This window comes from Nocardia sp. NPDC047038, from assembly GCF_040644075.1.
GTDB lineage: Bacteria > Actinomycetota > Actinomycetes > Mycobacteriales > Mycobacteriaceae > Nocardia > Nocardia sichangensis.
On sequence record NZ_JBEYVQ010000003.1, the window covers coordinates 675,636 to 694,549 of the forward strand.

The window sequence follows — 18,914 nt, forward strand, 5'->3', positions numbered from 1 at the left end:
AGTAGATCCAGTCATGTCCGACGTCAACCTTCTCGAAGCATCCGTACGCACCGAGTTCGGTAAGGGCGCAGCGCGCCGCACCCGTCGTGCGGGCAACGTCCCGGCCGTGCTGTACGGCCACCAGGCCGACCCGCAGCATCTGTCGGTGAACGCCCAGGCCTTCGCCGCCATCCTGCGTGAGCACGGCACCAACGCGGTGCTGAACCTCGTCATCGACGGCAAGAAGCAGCTTGCGCTGACCAAGTCCGTCGTGGTGCACCCGATCCGCCGCTACATCGAGCACGCCGACCTGCTGATCATCAAGCGCGGCGAGAAGGTCACCGCCGACGTGAACGTCACCGTCACCGGCGACGCCGCCCCCGGCACCCTGGTCACCCAGGAAGCCACCACCGTCTCCGTCGAGGCCGACGCGCTGAAGCTGCCCGAGGCCATCGAGGTCTCCGTCGAGGGCGTCGAGGCCGGTACCCAGATCACCGCGGGCGAGCTGCAGCTGCCCGAGGGCGTCGACCTGGCCGCCGATGCCGAGACCCTGATCGTCAACGTCATCGCCGCCCCGGCCGCCGAGCCCGTCGAGGGCGAGGGTGCGGGCGAGGCCGAGGGCGAGAGCGCTGAGTAGTACCGAATCGTCCGCCGGGCCCGCGCTCGTCGTCGGACTGGGCAACCCAGGTCCCGAATACGAGCGCACCCGGCACAATGTCGGTTTCCTGGTCGCCGACGTGCTCGCCGAGCGCGTCGGCGGCCGTTTCGGTGTGCACAAGAAATCCGGCGCCGACCTGCTGCAGGCGCGGCTGGACGGGCGTCAGGTGCTGATCGCCAAGCCGCGTTCGTTCATGAACCTGTCCGGCAGGCCGGTGGCCGCGCTGGCGAAATTCTTCTCCGTGCCGCCGACCGAGGTGATCGTCGTGCACGACGAACTCGACCTGCCGTTCGGCTCCATCCGGCTCAAGCGCGGCGGCGGTGAGGGCGGGCACAACGGTCTTCGTTCCGTCTCCAGCGCCCTGACCACCAAGGACTACTTGCGCACCCGCATCGGCATCGGCCGTCCGCCGGGCCGCCAGGACCCGGCCGATTACGTGTTGAAGCCGTTCTCCACGCCGGAGCGCAAAGAGGTCCCGGTGATCATCGAGCAGGCCGCCGACGCGGTGGAACTGCTGCTGCGCGTCGGGCTCGAGACCGCGCAAAACCAATTGCACTGAGCCGCAAGCGCTGTGGACCGGGAACGGGTCAACCTTCGCAAGGACTCGGCCGCATGATCACGACAGGGGAGCGATCGTCCTGCGGCGCCCTCGGCTCGTGGACTTTCTTGCCGACCTCGGCGATGAAGGCCGACGGCACTTCGCGATGATCCACCGTTCGAGACGCCGATGACGGCGGCTCCGGTAACCGCGAGTGGCCGCTGAGCGGACCTTCCGGTTCCACCGAGGATCGCGAACGTGTCGATCGCGCACGATGACGTCCGTTGCATCCGATCCGGGGACGCGTATCCCCCAATTGCATGTCGTGTCATTAAGTTATCCGACACTCAATCTCGCGGGACGCCGGGCATGACGCTGCTCACATATTAGATTACACGACATGTATGTCGTGTAATCTAATGGCATGAGTAATCCAACGCTTGTTTTCGTTCCTTGTTTCTCCGGCGCACCGTGGGAGCTCGAACAGCTCGTCCCGCTGGCCGACCGGCCCATGCGCACGATGCGACTTCCCGAGGCCGTGGCGGACATGGAAATCTATGCCGACGCGGTCGCCGCCGAAGTGGCGGATCTGGATGAGTACGTGCTGGTCGGCGACTCGTTCGGGGCCAATGTCGCCTTGGCGCTCGCGGTGCGCCGACCCCGGGGCCTGCGGGGCCTGGTCTTGTCCGGTGGATTCGCGGCCAATCCCATCTCCTCCCCGGTGCTGAAGGCGGCCATGCGCGTGATGGGGAAGATGCGCGGCCCCCTCTATCGTCAGGTGGCGCTTCGCGCGCACGCGCACAATCTGGCATCGCCGCATGACAACGAAGGTCAGATCCCCTGGAGTAAAAGCGATAGTCGCCAGTTCTTCCTGGAGAACACGCCCGCAGCCTCGTTCGGCGCCCGCGCGGTCGCCGCACTGAACGCCGACTACACCGCTGGTCTCGGTCGGGTCCAGGTGCCGACGCTGATTTTGACTCCTTCGCACGACGTGCTGATCGGTCCGGAAGCCGCGACAATTCTGCGCGAAGGAATCCCGGACGCCCGCGAGGTCGTCTTGGACCGCACCGGACACATGTTCCGCTTCTCTCATCCGCGAACCTACGCGCAGACAGTCGAGAAGTTCCTCCAGGAGGTCGGCCTGACCCGGCGGAGTTTCACACCCGCATGAGTCGGAAGGATCCGGCGCTGGGTAGTGCCGCAGCCGCGGTACTACCCGGACTGTCGCTGAGGAAGGGTGTTCGTGGCGCGGCCGATGTCCGCCGTCGCGAGGGGCCGGTCTCAGGCGGTGGGTGCCGTGTGATCCGATTACACGGCATCAATACTTCGAGTCACGTGGTGAGGAGGCCTTTCGATGCGGCAGGCCGAAGAGTTGCGCTACCTCGTATTGGCTGTCCAGCGGGAAGGTAATCGAATGCTCGCGGCCGAACTGCGGCCGTTGGGGCTGACTCCCTCTCAGGCCGAGGTTCTGCGGGTGCTGGCCGACCATCAACCCCTGACTCTGGTCGGACTCGGGGAACTTCTGGTCTGCGAGACCGGTGGAAGTCCCAGCAGGCTGGTTGATCGCCTCGTCGCCATGGACCTCATCGAGCGAGAATCCGCGACGGACGATCGTCGGCGAGTCACGCTCTCGCTGACGCCTGCCGGAGAGCAGCTCTCCTCCCGTGTCGCCGAGGTCGAAGAGCGGTTGTACCGAACAATAGACGAGCTCACGGTCGGCAAACCCATGACCGGCGCACTCGAGCTACTGCGCGGTTTCGCCGAACGGTTCCCGGCGGTCCAAGCCGTCGGACGTCGTGCCGATCGGCGGGGCAACCGCTGAAAAGCCGTTCGATGACCGTAGCTCCGGACGTATTCAGCCGCGCGGCAGATGCATCGCGGTCGCGGCCCTGCGCAGTTTGCCGGAAGACGTCTTCGGTAGTGCGCCGGGACCGAGCACGGTGACGGTGCGTGGCCGCGCGCCGACCTCCGCGAACACCGAGTGCACGATCTCGCGCTCGATGCGCTTGACCTCGTCGGGATCCTGGTGGCTGCCGCTCTCCACCACCACGGCGAAACTCTCCCGCTTCTGGCCCGCGTCCAGGCGCACCGCCACCGCGTTGCCCGGCCGGACGCCTGCCACCCTGGCCGCCGCGCGCTCGATGTCGGTGGGGTAGATGTTGCGGCCGCCCATGATGATGACGTCTTTGATCCGGCCGCACACCACGATCAGTCCCTCGTCGGTGAAGTAGCCGATGTCGCCGGTGTCCAGCCAGCCCTCGTCGTCCCGGGCCGATTGGAATCCGTCCACCGTCACATAGCCGGAAGTGACCGCGGGACCGCGCAATTCGATCACGCCCACCGAGCGGGCGGGCAACGGTTGACGTTCGCTGTCGACGATCCGGCCCTCCAGGTTGTCGACCAGATAGCCGAGGGTGGGCAATCGCCGGATGTTGGCCGGTTGGCCGTGCTCCACCGGCACGGGCACCGCCTTGCCGATCGCCTCGAGCAGGTCGGCGTCGATCACATCGAGCACCTGTCCGTGCCCGGGGTCGGGGATCGACACGGCGAGCGTGGTCTCGGCCATGCCGTAGACCGGGGTGAGCGCCATCGGGTTGAGTCCGAAGCGTTTTCCGGCCGCGGCCAGCGCCTCCATGGTGTCCGGGTCCACCGGTTCGGCCCCGTTCCACATGTATCGCACGCTGCTGAGGTCGAACGCGCCTTCGTCGGCCTGCCGCAGCCGCCGGGCGAGCAGTGAATAGGCGAAATTCGGTGCGGCGGTGACAGTTCCACGGTACTTGCTGATCAGCTCGGCCCACAGCAGCGGCTTGGTGAGGAAGTCCAGCGGCGTCACGCACACCACTTCGGCGCCGAATTGCATGGGGACACTGAGGAATCCGACCATGCCCATGTCGTGGAACAGCGGCAGCCAGCTGACCATCACATCGTCCGCGAGCTGGAATTTCACCCGGTCGAACATGGCGTAGGCGTTGACGAAGAAATTCTCGTGCGTGATCCGCACCGCCTTGGGCGAGCCGGTCGAGCCGGAAGTCAACTGCTGCAACGCGATATCGCCCTCGGCGGTGGGCACCGGATCGATGTCGGGGCCGCCGGGCAGCTGGTCGATGCGCACGACGGTGATGCCGCGTTCGCGCAACAGCGGCTCGGCCGCCTCGAACGGCGCGCCGAGCACGACCGCGCGCGCCCGGATCATGGTCAGCACGGTTTCGGTGTCGCGCGCCCAGACCACCAGATCGGTGCGCGGAGTCGGCTGGTGCAGCATGGTGATCGACGCGCCGCGCATCCAGATGGCCTGGCAGGCCGGGGCGATGTCGACCGGCATGCCCGCGAGCACGCCGACCGCGTCACCGTGCCCGATACCGGCTTCGGCCAGCCCGCCCGCCATGCGCCGGGCGAGCCGGTGGATCTCCGACCATGTGCGCCGCAGCGGGGCGCCGGGCTCGCCGGTCACCAGGCCGCGCTCGGAGGTCTGTGCGGTCGCATACATCTCGTCGGTGAATCTGCTCAAAGTCCCAACTCCTCCATCACCAACCGTTGCCGGGAACCGGCCTCCCCCGACTATCACGCCATAGTGGCCCAGCGTTAACCCCATTTCCAGGGGCGCAGGTCAGGGGCGCGAAACAGCGGTCGGAAAGGTTGCGGCGTAACGATCGACGTAGCACCGGCCGGAGCGGGCGGCCAGTTCGCGCATCAACTCGTCGGTCGCGGCGCGCACCGTCCGGCGCTGCTCGGCGGGCGGATAGCGACGCGGCGCGCCGAACGCGATACGCACCTTGCCGAAACGCAGCAGACGGCTGCCGCGCGGGTTCACCCGATCGGTGCCGGAGAGGGTCACCGGAACGACCGGCGCGCCGGTGGCCATGGCGACCCGCAAGGTGCCGGTGCGTCCGCGATAGATCCGGCCGTCGGGGGAACGGGTGCCTTCGGGATGGATCGCCCAGACCCCGCCGTCCGTCAGGATGCGGGTGGCGGCGGCCAGCGCCGCGGCGGCCGCGTCACCGCCGGTCCGATCGACCGGCACCTGTCCGGAGACCGAGTAGAACCAGCGGTTGATCCGGCCGCGCACGCCTTTTCCGGTGAAGTACTCCTGCTTCGCCAGGAACGTCACGCGCCGTGGCACGACCAGTGCGAGGTAGAGGGAGTCGATCACCGCGAGATGATTGGCCGCGATGATCACCGGTCCGGTTCGCGGAATGTTGTCCAGTCCTTCGACCGTCGGCCTGCCCAGCAGCCGCAGCAGCGGACCGAGCAGGACGTATTTGAACAGCGGGTACCACACGTAAACCTCCCGGGACATTGAGCGTAGACATTGTCTACCCGATCTCGTAGACACTGTCTACACCCGGTGTGTGGTCACACGGCGACAGGCGTAGACAATGTCCGCATGGCCGAGAGCGAGTCGCTACGAGATCGACTGGTCGACGCCGGTGTCGACCTGCTCGAAGAGGTCGGCGCCGCGGGACTGGGATTGCGGGTCATCACCCGGGCCGCGGGCGTCTCGCACGGTGCGCCGCGGCGGTATTTCCCGACCCACCGCGCACTGCTCGCCGCCATCGCGGCGCGCGGTTTCGCCGATCTCGCGGACCGGTTCGCCGCGGTGGACGCCGGGGCCGCGCGCGATCGTCTCACCCGGATGAGCGCCGAGTACATCGAATTCGCCGCGCGGCGGCCGGAGATGTTCACCCTGATGTTCCGGCACGACCTGCTCGAAGGCTCCGGCGAGAATCTGCGGTCGGTCAGCCTGCCGCTGTTCGCGCGGTTCGCCGAGCTGGTCGGCGCGGCGGCGGAATCGGGCGCGATCGACCCGCGCCACCGTGCGATCGCCCTGTGGACCAATGTGCACGGCATCGCCACCGCACAGGCCAATCGAAGCTTGCGCCTGGTCGACCCCGGAGTGGACGCGGCGGCTCTGGTGGCCAGGGCACTGGCCGTGCACCTGACCTGACCGTTCCGTGGCGCGGCTCAGGCGCGCAGCTGCGCCACCGCGGCGACGAAGCGATCGAGCTCGTCGAAACCGACGAAGCAGTGCGGCGAAGCGCGCACGACGGAGGCCAGGCCGCGGCCGGTCATGTCCAGCAGGGTCGAGCCCGCGTGGCTGACCGTGACGGTGATGTCCTGCGCCAGCAGCCGGTCGCGCACCTCGACGGACTCGACGCCGTCGACGGTGAACGACACGATGCCGCTGTGCCGGATGCCGAGATCGCGCACGGTGACGCCGGGAATCTCCGGCAGCGCCTTGCGCAGGTGCTCGGCGCGGGCCGCGATCGCGGCGTAGACGTTCTCCGGGCCCAGTTCGAGCAGATATCGCACGGCGGCGCCCAGGCCGAGGCGGCCCGCGACGTCGCACTCCCAGAACTCGAAGCGGCCCGCGTCGGGCGCGAGCCGGTAGTCGTGCGGGCCGGTCCATTCCGCGCTGTGCAGGTCGAGCCGTCCTGGTTCCATGGAGCGCGCCAACTCCGGCCGCAGATACAGGAATCCGGTGCCGCGCGGGCCGCGCAGCCACTTGCGTCCGGTGGCGGACAAGGCGTCGACGCCGAGCTCGGCCACGTCCAAAGGCAGCTGCCCGGCGGACTGACAGGCGTCCAGCAGCACCAGCGCGCCGACCGAGTGCGCGATCCTGGTCGCCTCCGCGGCCGGGTTCACCAACCCGCCGTTGGTCGGCGCGTGCAGGATCGAAACCAGCTTGACCCGTTCGTCGACCAGCGCGGTGAGCGCGTCGAGGTCGATCTGCCCGCTGCCGTCGCTCGGAATCCGCTCCACCGTGGCGCCCGTGGCGCGGGCGCGCTGCAAGGCGGCGATGGCATTGCTGGCGTAGTCCGCCTCGGAGATCAGGATGCGGTCGCCCGCCGCGAGCGGGACCGAGTAGAAGAAGTCCGCCCAGGATCGGGTGGCGCTGTCGCTGAGCGCGATGCTCTCGGGTTCGGCGTTGATCAACGCCCCGATCGCGGTCTTGACGTCGGCGAGATCGTCGAGCCGCTCGTTCGCGGCGCGATAACCTCCGATCTCCGCTTCCCGCAGCAGATGCGCGACAACGGTGTCGGTGACGACTCGCGGCGGTAGCGACGAGCCGGCGCTGTCGAGGAAAACGGGTCCGGGTTCCGGCCCGGACACGCATCCGGGAGTGTCGGCTCGTACGCGAGCGTCATCCAGCATGGAGCCGACCTTATCGGGTGGATTGTTCGGCTTCATGTCGGTTTCTTGTCGGTCCGCATGGCTACGCTGGATGGATCGCCGCACGCGAATTTCGGCCCGTGAGTGGAATACCACCGCGCCGAATGGCGATAACCGAAGAACAGCGGACAACGTCCCGACGCCCACTGGAGGTTGGCATGGCGGTCACGCTCGAGAGTCCTGAGTCGGCCGGTTGTGCCACCGAGCAGGGAGAACTGTCCTCCCGCGCGGCGGCGGAGGCCTATATCGGCGGGGTGTGCTTCAAGCTCGGACCACCCACGCTGATCGGCGCCGAACTCGAATGGCTCACGGTGCAGGGTGAGTGTTCGGCGTCCGGACCTTCGGCCGCTCCGCGCCCCCAGCTGTCCGCCTTGGCGGACGCTCTCGGACCGTACGCACCACGGTCCATCGCCCCTGATTCGCCGGCGCTCGCGCTGCCGGGGGGCAGCCGGGTCACTCTCGAACCCGGTGGTCAGATCGAACTCTCCAGCGCTCCCTACGAAGCTGCCGCGCAGCTGTGTGATCGACTGCGCGATGATGCCCGCCTGTTGCGGGAACTTCTCGAATCCCGGTCCATCCGCCCCGTTTCCGTCGCCGCCGACGCGGACCGCCGTCCCAAACGCTTGCTTCAGCTGCCGCGCTATCGCGCGATGGAGCGCTCCTTCGGCGGCATCGGGCCGTTCGGCAAGCTGATGATGTGCAACACCGCGGCCGCCCAGGTCAGCGTCGACGCGGGCGCCGACCGTGTGGACGTCACCGCGCGGTGGACCGCCCTGTATGCGGTCGGCCCGGCCCTGCTCGCCGCCTTCGCCTGTTCACCCGTCCTGCGTGGCGCGCCGCCCGGCGCGTGGGCCTCCCAGCGCATGCGGGCCTGGCTGCGGCTGGACAACACGCGCACCCGTCCGCCGGTGCTGGACTGGACCGACCCGGTGGCCGCCTACGGCAGATGGGCGCTGGACGTGCCGCTGCTGTGCGTGCGCCGACCCGACGGTGCGGCGGAATGCGGCGACGCCGACGGATGGTCCGCGCCGCCCGGGGCCACCTTCGCCGACTGGCTGTCCGGCGCGCTGGACGACGAGGTAGGCCGCCGCCCCGACACCGGCGATCTCGACTATCACCTCACCACGCTGTTCCCGCCGGTACGCGCGTCCGGCCACTTGGAGGTCCGCTACATCGACGCGCAGCCCGGTGACGCGTGGACCATTCCCGTGCACGTGTTCGACGCGCTCATGTCCAGCCCGTCGGTGGTCGCCGAGGCGAGCTCGATCGCGGCGCCGCTGGCGGGCCGCTGGGTCGATGCCGCCCGCTACGGATTGGCTGATCCGGACATCCGGGCGGGCGCGGTCGCCCTGCTGCGTCTCGCGGCCGAGCACACCGCGACCGACGAGGCGGCCCGCGCCGTCGAGTCCGCCGCCGAACGATGTCACCGCGGTCGCACCCCGACCGAGGACGACATCGAGCACGCCCCGAGCCCGCGGCTTCCGGGAGTCGCCACGTGAACCAGCCGCGCTGCCCTGGCGCCACGCAGGCCCACCGGGCCGCCGCCAGCCGAATCGCCGCCGCCGACCCTCATGAATCCCGGAGATGTTTTTCGTGACCACTTTCCAACCCGCCTCGACCGACAACTTCGGCACCGAACAGCTCAGGGATCGGATCGCCGACGTTCTCACGCGCGCCCGCCTGCGCACCCACACGCTCACCGACTGCGTCGACGAAGCCGAACTCGTGGCCCAGCATTCCCGGCTGATGAGCCCGCTGGTCTGGGATCTGGCGCACATCGGCAATCAGGAAGAACTCTGGCTCGTGCGCGACGTCGGCGGACGCGACCCGGTGCGCGCCGACATCGACGAACTCTACGACGCCTTCAAACACGCCCGCGCGAACCGGCCCACGCTGCCGCTGCTCGATCCCGCCCAGGCGCGCGACTATGTCGGCACCGTACGCGACAAGGTGTTGGAGGTGCTGGAGCGCAGCGAGCTGCGCGGCCGTCCGCTGATCGACGACGGATTCGCCTTCGGCATGATCGCCCAGCACGAGCAGCAGCACGACGAGACCATGCTGGCCACCCACCAGTTGCGCACCGGCGCCGCCGTGCTCTCGGCGGCGGACGCCCCGGCCGCGACGGCGGCGGTCGGCGCGGAAGTCGTGATCCCCGCCGGGGAATTCCTCATGGGCACCTCCACCGACCCGTGGGCGCTGGACAACGAGCGCCCCGCCCATCCGGTGCGAGTGGCCGGTTTCGCGATCGACGCCGCGCCGGTCACCAACGAGCAGTACCTGGCCTTCGTCGACGACGGCGGCTACGAACGCCCCGAACTCTGGTCCGAGCGCGGCTGGGCGCATCGCGTCGAGGCGGGCCTGGTCGCGCCGCAGTTCTGGGAGCGTGATCCGTCCGGGCATTGGTGGCGGCGGGTGTTCGGCGTGATGACCCCCCTGCGGCCGCGACAGCCGGTCGTGCACGTGTGCTGGTTCGAGGCCGAGGCCTACGCGAACTGGGCGGGCAAGCGCCTGCCCACCGAAGCGGAATGGGAGAAGGCGGCCCGGTTCGATCCGGCCACCGGCGCGTCGCGCCGATTCCCCTGGGGCGACGCCGATCCCGACGTCGCCACCGCGAACCTCGGGCAGCGGCATCTGGAACCCGCCGAGGTGGGCGCGTATCCGGCCGGCGCGTCCCCCGCGGGCGTGCACCAGTTGATCGGGGACGTGTGGGAATGGACCGCTTCGGGTTTCGAGGCGTACCCGGGGTTCCGGGCGTTCCCGTACCGGGAGTACTCCGAGGTCTTCTTCGGCGGTGATTACCGTGTGCTGCGCGGCGGTTCCTTCGGCACCGATCCGGTGGCCTGCCGCGGCACCTTCCGCAACTGGGACCATCCCATCCGTCGCCAGATCTTCGCGGGGTTCCGCCTGGCGCGGGATCTGCGGCCCGGAGAAGGGGAGTGAGCGCCGCCCGTCGTGCCGGGCGATGGTGCGGCCGCGGTCCCGCGGCGAGCGGCCCGCGCCTCGCGACGTCGGCCCCGGCGGGTGCGGATGTGTAGACACTTGGGTTACGTCGGCCCGCCGGTGCGGGTGGGCGACATGTTGACCCTCGGCTCCCATTCGCTGCGCACCCAGGCGTGGGCGCCGCGCGACATGCGTCACGGCGGCACCATCAACGCCGACGGTTTCGGCGTCGCCTGGTGGAGCGTCACGCCGGACGACACGGTCACCGCCAGCCGCTACCGCAACGCCGAGCCGATCTGGACCGACCCGGCCGTGGACGAGGTGCTGCCGCAACTGGAGTCCGCCGCGGTGCTCGGGGCGGTGCGCTCGGCGACGGTCGGCATGCCGGTCGAACGGTCCGCGTGCGCGCCGTTCACCCGCGACCGCTGGGCGTTCAGCCACAACGGCGTGGTGCCGGACTGGCGCCGCACCCTGACCGGCGTGGCGGCCGAATTCGCGGTCGTCGCGGCCGGACTCGGCGCCGAGGACCTGTTCTCTCCGGCGCGGCTGCTGGAGGCCGAATCCGCCACCGACGCGGCGACGCTGTGGGTGCTGCTGTGCGATCTGCTGTCGACCGGCGCACCGGACGGCGAGTGGTCGGCGGCTCCGGCGGCACTGCGGCTGCTCGTCTCCGCGATCCTCGACCGGGCGCCGGAAGCACGCCTGAACCTCCTGCTCTCCGACGGTGCGCAACTGTGGGCGACCACCTGCCACCACTCGTTGTCGGTGCTGGTCACCGACGATTTCGCACTCGTGTCCTCCGAACCGTTCGACGACGACCCCCGCTGGCAGTCGATCCCGGACCGCAGCCTGGTGAGCGCCAGGCCCGGCGCGCTGTCCGTCGACCCCCTCCTCTGACCCGAAAGGCCGGTGCCATGACCGCAGTCACGCTGGACATCCACCTGACCGAAGACGACCTGAACACCGCGCTCCGCTCGGACGCCGGGCTGGGCCTGACCGCGAACCCGAAATGGTTGCCGCCCAAATGGTTCTACGACGCCAAGGGCAGCGAGCTGTTCGAGCGGATCACCGAGCTGCCCGAGTACTACCCGACACGCACCGAGCGCGCGCTGCTCGAACGGGTGGTCGACGAGATCGCCGACGCCGCCCAAGCGGAGGTACTGGTCGAACTCGGCGCCGGATCGGCGGCGAAGACGCGCCTGTTGCTCACCGCTCTGAGCGCGCGCGGGCCGTTGAAGAAGTATGTACCGCAAGATGTTTCGTCGGCAGCGCTGCGGGCGGCCGCCGACGAGGTCGCGGTCGAGTTCCCTGGGCTCGCCGTGCACGGTGTGGTCAGCGACTTCACCGACACGCTGGCCAACCTCCCCCGCGGCGGACGCCGGATGATCGCATTCCTCGGCGGCACCATCGGCAACCTCGTCCCCGCGGAACGGGCGGAGTTCCTCGCCAGGATCCACGACTTGCTCGAGCCGGGGGAGCAACTGCTGCTCGGGGCCGGGCTGGTCACCGACCCGGCGGTACTCGTTCCCGCCTACGACGACGCGGCGGGCGTCACCGCCGAGTTCAACCGGAACGTCCTACACGTGCTGAACTCTCGCCTGCGCGCCGACTTCGCGCCGGAGAAATTCCGGCACGTCGCGGTCTGGGACGCCGAACGGGAGTGGATCGAGATGCGGCTGGAGGCGAGCGAGGACATGACCGTCGCGGTCGGCGATCTCGACCTCACCGTGCGCTTCGGCCGCGGCGAACAGATGCGCACCGAGATCTCCGCCAAGTTCCGCGTCGAGGGCCTCGAAGCCGAACTCGCCGCCGCGGGCTTCGCCACCGGACACGTGTGGACCGATCCGGACGATCGTTTCGCGCTGCTGCTCGCCGGGCGGCGCTGACCGCGTGTCGATCGGCGGCGCTCACCACGACGGGGCGCCGCCGACCACCGCCCCGAGCCACTCGACCAGCGGCCGCATCGTCTCCCAGGCGGCGCGGACTTCCTTCGCCGTACGCGGCGTGTCCAGCCAGGCGGGCGCGCCGAATTCCCGGCCGCACGTGATCGACTTGTGCCGCAGCAGGTCGATGCGCGGGTGGTCGGCGTCGTAGCCCTTGGGTCGGGTCTTCAGCTTCTCGCCGCCGATGGTGAAGCCCGCGTCGGTGAGTTTCGCGAGGATCGCCACCAGTTCCGGTCCGCGCACCTCGTCATCGATGGTGGCCCGCAGCTGCGCGAGTTGCTCGGACGAGCCCTGGTAGAAACCGCCACCGACGAACAGACCCGCGGCGTTGATCTGGACGTACCAGCCGACCCCCGCCGCGGCGCGCACCACGGCGCCCTGCGCGGTCTTGTACGGCGACTTGTCCTTGGCGAACCGCACGTCGCGGTAGGGCCGGAAGATCTTGGCGGTCCCGAAATCCGGCTCCAGATCGGCCACCAGGGCCTTCATGGGCGCGAGCACCGACTCGTCGTAGATCTTCTTGTGCGCGGTCCAGAACGCCTTGGAGTTGTCGGCCTCCAGGTCTTCGTAGAAGTCGAGCCCGGCGAGCGGGAAACCCGCGAATCCGGTCATGCCCGCACACCCGCCGCGCTGATGTCACCCGATAGACGCATACCGAAAATCTACGTCGTGATGTCTCCGCCGAACACGACGAACCCCACGATGAGGCCGATCACCATCCCGACGGCCGCAGCGATCGCTGCCCATTTGCCGAGCGATTCGCCCTTGTTGCGCCCGATGATGCCCAGGATTATCCCGGCCGGGCCGAACAAGATCGGGCAGAACAGCACCGCGGTTATGGCGCAGACGAAGCCGATGATCGAGTACACCTGGCTGGTCGGCTGCTTCGGCGGGGTGGCGTAGGGCTCGTACCCCTGCTGCGGATAGGACGGGTAGCCGTACTGCGGCTGTTGCGGCCCGGACGTCGGGTAGCCGTACCCACCGCCTGGCGGGTACTGCGGTGGCCCGGTCGGCGGATACGGCTGCTGCGGGGGATACGGCTGCTGAAAGTCACCGGGCTGCCCGCTCGGCGGATAAGGCGGTTGCCCGCCCGTACCGTACTGCGTGTGCTCGTCCGGCGTGAACCGCTGCGTCGTTTCGTCGGGAGGCTGTGGCCCGGAACCCGGCGAGGGAGCCCCCGGCGCGGCGGGTTCGGCGCCCCAGGACTGCTGCTCGCCCCCGCCGTTGGCGCCCCAAGGCCGGGGTTCGGCGGGCTGGCCGCTGGGCTCGGCGCCCCACTGGCCACCCAGCGCTCCCCCGGGCGGCGGGCCGCTCGACTGCCACCATTGGTCGGCCGGGCCCGGCTCGTGCTCCGGCGGTAGCGCGGCGGCGGGATCGTGCTCGGTGGGTCGTCCACCGGGCGTCTGCGCCGGGGCGGAGCCGGTCGACGGCTGGGCAGGCTCGTCACCGGAGGTCTCCCCGGTCGGCTTCGACGACGGTGACTCCGGCGGCCGCTGCTCGTCGGGGTGGTCCGGATCCTTCGGCGTGCTCATCGCACCCTCCTCGTGTCGTCCCGGTCACGCAACCTATGCCTACCACGGTGAGCGCGTCGTCATAGCCGATTGCTACAGGCGCGTCGGGGACGGAGCAGGTTCAGAGATCCTCGTCATCGATGATCTCGATCGCGGCCACCTCGGCGGACCGGTCGTCCGACTCGTCCGCGGCGAGGGTGTCGCGGGCCGTCCACTCCTGGTCCAGCTCGTCGTCGATGCCGAGCCTGCCGTCGTCCTCGTCCTCGTGGTAACGGATGCGCAGTTCGTCGGGCGGATCCTCGATGTTGCGCTGATACTCGCGGATCTCGTCCTCCTGGTCGTCGTCCCCCATCTCGGTCTCCAACGGATCACGGTCCATACCCTCAGTATCCCCACTGATCGCCGCGGCTAACGCGGACACGAGAACGGCGGCCCGGACCGTAGTCCGAGCCGCCGTTCTCGCGGTAAGAGCTCTATGCGTTTCCGTTGAAAAGACCGGTCACGGAGCCGTTTTCGAAGACCTCGCGGATCGTGCGGGCCAGCAGCGGCGCGATGGACAGCACGGTCAGCTGCGGGAACTTCTTCTCCTCGGACAGCGGCAGGGTGTTGGTCACCACGACCTCCTTGGCGCCGCAGTTGGCGAGGCGCTCGGCGGCGGGCTCGCTCAGCACGCCGTGGGTCGCGGCGATGACCACGTCACCGGCGCCCGCGTCCTTCAGCACCTTGACCGCGCCCGCGATGGTGCCGCCGGTGTCGATCATGTCGTCGATCAGGATGCAGGTGCGGCCCTCGACCTCGCCGACCACGCGGTTGGACTTGACCTGGTTGGGCACCAGCGGGTCGCGGGTCTTGTGGATGAACGCCAGCGGCGAGCCGCCCAGCGAGTCGGCCCACTTCTCGGCGACGCGCACGCGGCCGGAGTCGGGGGAGACGACGGTGATGTGCTCGAGGCTGTAGTTGGTGCGGACGTACTCCGCCAGCTGCACCTGCGCGTGCATGTGGTCGACCGGGCCGTCGAAGAAGCCCTGGATCTGGTCGGTGTGCAGGTCGACGGTGATGATCCGGTTCGCGCCCGCGGTCTTCAGCAGGTCGGCGACCAGACGGGCCGAGATGGGCTCACGGCCGCGGTGCTTCTTGTCCTGGCGGGCGTACGGGTAGAAGGGCAGCACCGCGGTGATCCGCTTGGCCGAGCCGCGCTTGAGCGCGTCGATCATGATGAGCTGCTCCATCAGCCACTGGTTCAGCGGCGCGGGGAAGCTCTGCAGGACGAAGGCGTCGGAGCCGCGCACCGACTCCTCGAACCGGACGAAGATCTCGCCGTTGGCGAAGTCCCGTGCCACCTGCGGCGTGACGTGGACGTCGAGCTCCTTGGCGACCTGCTCGGCCAGCTCAGGATGAGCGCGTCCCGAGAAGAGCATCAGGTTCTTCTGGTTGTCCATCCATGACGCGGTCACTGCTGTTTGCCATCCTTTTGCTCTATTGCCTGACCCGACATCTCCTTGGCCGCGATGGCTTCCGCCGCCGCGCGCGCCGCGTCCGTCCCTGGACGGTGTCGCTGCACCCAGCCCTCGATGTTCTTCTGCGGTCCACCGGACACCGCGAGAGCTCCGGGCGGAACGTTTCTGCGCAGTACAGTACCCGCCGCCGTATAGGCTCCGTCACCCACCGTCACCGGCGCGACGAACATGGTGTCGCTGCCGGTGCGCACGTGCGAGCCGACGACGGTGTGGTGCTTGGTCACGCCGTCGTAGTTGACGAAGACGCTCGACGCACCGATGTTGCTGTGCTCGCCGATGGTGGCGTCGCCGACGTAGGTCAGGTGCGGGACCTTCGAATGCGCGCCGATCGAGGCGTTCTTGGTCTCGACGAACGCGCCGAGCTTGCCCGTGTCGCCCACGATGGTGCCCGGCCGCAGGTAGGCGAACGGGCCGATGGTCGCCTTCGGGCCGATGGTGGCCCCCTCGCCGTGGGTGCGGATCACCTTCGCCCCGTCGCCGACGACCACGTCGGTGAGCGTGCTGTCCGGGCCGACCTCGGCGTCCTCGCCGACGACGGTGTTGCCGAGCAGTTGCACACCGGGCAGGATCACGGCGTCCCTGCTGATGCGCACGCTGGCGTCCACCCAGGTCGAGGCGGGATCCATGATCGTGACGCCCGCGCGCATGTGGCGTTCCAGGATGTAGCGGTTGAGCGTGCGCGCCGCCGAGGCCAGCTGCACGCGGTCGTTGACGCCGGTGACCTTGGCCGCGTCGACCAGGCGTGCGCCGTGCACCGGGTGTCCGGCCTCCCTGGCCAGGCGCAGCACGTCGGTCAGGTACAGCTCGTGCTGGGCGTTGGCGGTGGACAGGCGGCTGATCATGGTGCGCAGCACCGCGGCGTCGAACGCGTACACGCCGGAATTGACCTCGGTGATCGCGGCCTGTTCCGGGGTGGCGTCGGCGTGTTCGACGATCTCGGCGAGCTGGCCTTCGGCGTCGCGGACGATGCGGCCGTAACCATTCGGGTCCGGCGGCACGAACGTCAGCACGGTGACCGCGGGGCGTTCGGCGTAGCTGCGGTGCTCATCGAGCAGCGCGGCCAGGGTGTGTCCGTCCAGCAACGGCACGTCGGCGGAGGTGACCAGCACGTCGCCGGTGAAGCCGACCGGCAGGGCGGCAAGCGCGCACTGCACCGCGTGGCCCGTGCCGAGTTGCTCTTCCTGGATCGCCGGGGTGATCTCCCGGCCGAGATCGTCGGCCACCGCGGCCACCGCGGCGCCGACTTGTTCGCGATCGTGCCCCACCACGGTGATGAGGTACGCGGGGTCGATCTCGTTCGCCGCATGCAGCGCGTGCGCGAGCATGCTCCGACCGGCCAGCGAATGCAGGACCTTGGGGGTCTTCGACCGCATTCGTGTCCCGGCACCGGCTGCGAGAACGACGACGGCGGTCTGCTGTGGCATGGATCTCCCTCGGCTGCCTGTCCTCGTGCTGGGCGTCGTCGTGCTTGGTCAGCGATGTGCGGGCCAACGATAAGTCATCGTGCTCTCGAGCTCCGCCGCCAGGACTCGAACCTGAACTCTCTGAACCAAAATCAGATGTGCTGCCATTACACCACGGCGGATTGCCACACCGGCGGTTGGCGAAACCCCCGCCGCTGTGCCATGGCACGGGATGAATCCTCGCATACTCGCCCGCCTCCCCGCGAATTGTTCCCCGCGCGGCATCTGGTATTCGGGCCGGACCAGCGCGGGAGCGCTCCTGTCCTCCGGCCGGGCAGCGCCCGGGCGGAGGACCGCTCGATCGCCGACTACAGCGGAGAGCCCCCGCGTCCCCTCGCCCCGGAGAAGCGGACTGCCGACCGGTCTGGGACAGTGGTATCCGAATGTCGATGTCGTGCGTCGGAGCTCCGATGTGACGGCTGGCCAGGCACGCACGAGGGCGGATCGCCGGGCTCGCCCGCGGTCCCGTCCCGGCATGCGCTCGTCGGCTCGGCGGGAACCGTCGAGGCACTCACGACCGGCAACAACGCGGGAAGGGCGGAGGAGCAGGGGTGTCTTCGAGTGAGTCGCATCGAGTGTCCCGGCCACGGATGACCGGCACCCAGCGGCGTCAGCAGCTGATCGAGATCGGACGCGCGCTGTTCGCCGAACGCGGTTACGACGCGACCTCCATCGAGGAGATCGCGCAACGCGCCCAGGTCTCCAAACCCGTGGTGTACGAACACTTCGGCGGCAAAGAGGGGCTGTACGCGGTCGTCGTGGACCGGGAGATGTCGATGCTGCTGGACATGATCACCTCCTCGCTCACCCAGAACCGGTCGCGCATCCGGCTCGAACAGGTCGCGCTGGCGCTGCTGACCTATATCGAAGAACGGACCGACGGGTTTCGAATTCTGGTGCGAGATCAGCCCGCCGCCGCCGCCGAGGGCAGGTACTCCAGTTTGCTCAACGAAGCGACCAATCAGGTGGCGCACATTCTGGCCGGAGATTTCGCGCGGCGCGGGTTCGACACCAGTCTGTCCACCCTCTACGCGCAGGCGCTCGTCGGTCAGGTCGCTACCGCCGCCACCTGGTGGCTGGACGAGCGCAAACCCTCGAAAGAGGTTGTGGCGGCCCACTTGGTGAACCTGTGCTGGAACGGGCTGAGTCATCTGGAAGCCGATCCACAACTGAGTTCGGAATGGCGCGCGGGCGCCGGTGAGTGACCCGGATTGTTAACCAGCAAATTGCGCGACGGCTCTCGCCGAATGCTCGAATTGGCTGCTGGACGCGCGCCTGGTGGTACGGTTCACCCATCCTTTGGGTGCTGTTCGGGCGGTAAGTCGGTCAACTTCGGGATGTCGGTCTACTTCAGGATGGCTGGTTTTTGGGATGACAGGCGGATCTGATGGCTAGGCAAGCGCGCGCGGAGATCACCCGCGACTCCGTCCTGGCAGGCGCTGCCGATGTCTTTCTGCGCTTGGGATATGCGAATGCGAGCCTGAGCGAGATCATCGCGCAGTCCAATGTGACCAAGGGCGCCTTGTATTTTCACTTCGGCTCCAAGGAGGAGCTGGCGCGCGCGGTGGTCGACCAGGGCAACGAGCGGTTGACGAGCTCGTGTCAGGGCTTCTTCGATCCGCGAGTGCCCGCGCTGGAGGCGTGCATCGGCATCACCTACGTCGTCGCCGATCTATCGATGAACGACCCGATGGTCGGCGCCATGCTGAAGCTGACCCACCAGATCGGCGACTACCGCGGCGCTCAAGGCGACAACATCGCCAAGAACTGGGGCGACACCTACCGGCTGCTCGCCGAACGGGCCATCGCCCAAGGCGACCTGATCGCCGACCTGGACGCCGAGGTCATCGGCCTGCTGTGGCAGGAGATGGCCGCGGGCGTGCACATCATCGCCGTCGGCACCGAATCCATCGACCAGATGGCGGTCCGGATGGAGCGCGCCTGGTACTTCCTGCTCCCGGCCATCGTCCCGGCCGAGAAGCTCTCGTACTTCAGGGAATTCGCGGCAAGACGTTTGCGGCGCTACGTGCCGTAACTTTTGGCAGCGCCTGCGGCGCTGCGTGTTCGCGGCCCTCTTATGGCTCGCGTGTGCGCGGCCGCCGCTTGCTCCTTCGTCGCGTACGCGGCGGCCGCGCACACGCGAGCCGGGCCGCGAACGGCACATGCTCGGTCTCGCTTCGCTCGAAAGACGGGG

At 68.9% G+C, this 18,914-nt stretch carries 19 protein-coding genes and 1 tRNA gene; 11 read left to right on the forward strand and 9 right to left on the reverse strand.

Annotated features, from left to right (window positions below; genetic code table 11):
- Nucleotides 1-13: 13 nt before the first annotated feature.
- From ABZ824_RS16345 to ABZ824_RS16360, 4 genes are all read left to right on the forward strand, one after another.
- Nucleotides 14-616 (forward strand): 50S ribosomal protein L25/general stress protein Ctc, encoded by a 603-nt coding sequence (locus ABZ824_RS16345; RefSeq protein WP_355074528.1) that lies wholly within the window; start codon nucleotides 14-16, stop codon nucleotides 614-616.
- The gene (pth, locus tag ABZ824_RS16350) at nucleotides 582-1,196 is read left to right on the forward strand and encodes an aminoacyl-tRNA hydrolase (protein WP_355074526.1); all 615 of its coding nucleotides are present in this window, start codon (nucleotides 582-584) and stop codon (nucleotides 1,194-1,196) included. Before ABZ824_RS16345 ends, pth begins: the two co-directional genes overlap by 35 nt.
- Nucleotides 1,197-1,599: 403 nt before the next feature.
- Complete coding sequence (locus ABZ824_RS16355) at nucleotides 1,600-2,346, forward strand: alpha/beta hydrolase (protein WP_356963867.1); 747 nt, start codon at nucleotides 1,600-1,602, stop codon at nucleotides 2,344-2,346.
- Between the two features lie 183 nt (nucleotides 2,347-2,529).
- Nucleotides 2,530-2,997, forward strand: coding sequence for a MarR family transcriptional regulator (locus ABZ824_RS16360; protein WP_356963868.1), 468 nt, complete (start codon nucleotides 2,530-2,532; stop codon nucleotides 2,995-2,997).
- Nucleotides 2,998-3,030: 33 nt separating this feature from the next.
- On the opposite strand, the gene ABZ824_RS16365 is transcribed toward ABZ824_RS16360, so the two are convergent.
- Nucleotides 3,031-4,683, reverse strand: coding sequence for a fatty acyl-AMP ligase (locus ABZ824_RS16365; protein WP_355074525.1), 1,653 nt, complete (start codon nucleotides 4,681-4,683; stop codon nucleotides 3,031-3,033).
- Nucleotides 4,684-4,782: 99 nt separating this feature from the next.
- Nucleotides 4,783-5,454, reverse strand: a complete 672-nt coding sequence (locus ABZ824_RS16370) for a lysophospholipid acyltransferase family protein (protein ID WP_356963901.1) — start codon at nucleotides 5,452-5,454, stop codon at nucleotides 4,783-4,785.
- Nucleotides 5,455-5,559: 105 nt separating this feature from the next.
- Here ABZ824_RS16370 and ABZ824_RS16375 point away from each other — a divergent pair, with 105 nt between their 5' ends.
- The gene (locus ABZ824_RS16375; protein WP_356963869.1) at nucleotides 5,560-6,120 is read left to right on the forward strand and encodes a TetR/AcrR family transcriptional regulator; all 561 of its coding nucleotides are present in this window, start codon (nucleotides 5,560-5,562) and stop codon (nucleotides 6,118-6,120) included.
- A gap of 17 nt (nucleotides 6,121-6,137) precedes the next feature.
- On the opposite strand, the gene ABZ824_RS16380 is transcribed toward ABZ824_RS16375, so the two are convergent.
- Entirely contained in the window at nucleotides 6,138-7,328 is a 1,191-nt protein-coding gene (locus ABZ824_RS16380) for an aminotransferase class V-fold PLP-dependent enzyme (protein ID WP_356963870.1), read from the reverse strand.
- A gap of 176 nt (nucleotides 7,329-7,504) precedes the next feature.
- Here ABZ824_RS16380 and egtA point away from each other — a divergent pair, with 176 nt between their 5' ends.
- The 4 genes from egtA (at nucleotide 7,505) to egtD (ending at nucleotide 12,172) form a co-directional block, all read left to right on the forward strand.
- Nucleotides 7,505-8,845: an ergothioneine biosynthesis glutamate--cysteine ligase EgtA gene (gene egtA / locus ABZ824_RS16385; protein WP_356963871.1), complete on the forward strand. Its 1,341-nt coding sequence runs from the start codon at nucleotides 7,505-7,507 to the stop codon at nucleotides 8,843-8,845.
- Nucleotides 8,846-8,939: 94 nt separating this feature from the next.
- Nucleotides 8,940-10,286, forward strand: coding sequence for an ergothioneine biosynthesis protein EgtB (gene egtB, locus ABZ824_RS16390; protein WP_356963872.1), 1,347 nt, complete (start codon nucleotides 8,940-8,942; stop codon nucleotides 10,284-10,286).
- Between the two features lie 87 nt (nucleotides 10,287-10,373).
- Nucleotides 10,374-11,183, forward strand: coding sequence for an ergothioneine biosynthesis protein EgtC (gene egtC, locus ABZ824_RS16395; RefSeq protein ID WP_355074515.1), 810 nt, complete (start codon nucleotides 10,374-10,376; stop codon nucleotides 11,181-11,183).
- Nucleotides 11,184-11,200: 17 nt separating this feature from the next.
- Complete coding sequence (gene egtD, locus ABZ824_RS16400) at nucleotides 11,201-12,172, forward strand: L-histidine N(alpha)-methyltransferase (RefSeq protein WP_356963873.1); 972 nt, start codon at nucleotides 11,201-11,203, stop codon at nucleotides 12,170-12,172.
- 21 nt (nucleotides 12,173-12,193) lie between these two features.
- Here egtD and ABZ824_RS16405 read toward each other — a convergent pair whose 3' ends face one another.
- The 6 genes from ABZ824_RS16405 to ABZ824_RS16430 all read right to left on the reverse strand — a co-directional run bounded on the left by ABZ824_RS16405 (nucleotide 12,194) and on the right by ABZ824_RS16430 (nucleotide 16,842).
- Nucleotides 12,194-12,841: a DUF2461 domain-containing protein gene (locus ABZ824_RS16405; RefSeq protein WP_356963874.1), complete on the reverse strand. Its 648-nt coding sequence runs from the start codon at nucleotides 12,839-12,841 to the stop codon at nucleotides 12,194-12,196.
- A gap of 50 nt (nucleotides 12,842-12,891) precedes the next feature.
- Entirely contained in the window at nucleotides 12,892-13,761 is an 870-nt protein-coding gene (locus tag ABZ824_RS16410) for a hypothetical protein (protein ID WP_356963875.1), read from the reverse strand.
- Between the two features lie 100 nt (nucleotides 13,762-13,861).
- On the reverse strand, nucleotides 13,862-14,119 hold the full coding sequence (locus ABZ824_RS16415) for a hypothetical protein (protein ID WP_355074508.1): 258 nt from the start codon (nucleotides 14,117-14,119) through the stop codon (nucleotides 13,862-13,864).
- Between the two features lie 94 nt (nucleotides 14,120-14,213).
- On the reverse strand, nucleotides 14,214-15,194 hold the full coding sequence (locus ABZ824_RS16420; protein WP_356963876.1) for a ribose-phosphate diphosphokinase: 981 nt from the start codon (nucleotides 15,192-15,194) through the stop codon (nucleotides 14,214-14,216).
- Complete coding sequence (gene glmU, locus ABZ824_RS16425; protein WP_355074505.1) at nucleotides 15,191-16,681, reverse strand: bifunctional UDP-N-acetylglucosamine diphosphorylase/glucosamine-1-phosphate N-acetyltransferase GlmU; 1,491 nt, start codon at nucleotides 16,679-16,681, stop codon at nucleotides 15,191-15,193. Before glmU ends, ABZ824_RS16420 begins: the two co-directional genes overlap by 4 nt.
- 90 nt (nucleotides 16,682-16,771) lie before the next feature.
- A tRNA-Gln gene (locus ABZ824_RS16430) sits at nucleotides 16,772-16,842 on the reverse strand.
- 468 nt (nucleotides 16,843-17,310) lie between these two features.
- Here ABZ824_RS16430 and ABZ824_RS16435 point away from each other — a divergent pair.
- Nucleotides 17,311-17,925, forward strand: a complete 615-nt coding sequence (locus ABZ824_RS16435) for a TetR/AcrR family transcriptional regulator (protein ID WP_355074504.1) — start codon at nucleotides 17,311-17,313, stop codon at nucleotides 17,923-17,925.
- 182 nt (nucleotides 17,926-18,107) lie between these two features.
- Complete coding sequence (locus ABZ824_RS16440; protein ID WP_159843027.1) at nucleotides 18,108-18,755, forward strand: TetR/AcrR family transcriptional regulator; 648 nt, start codon at nucleotides 18,108-18,110, stop codon at nucleotides 18,753-18,755.
- The last annotated feature ends 159 nt before the right edge of the window (nucleotides 18,756-18,914 follow it).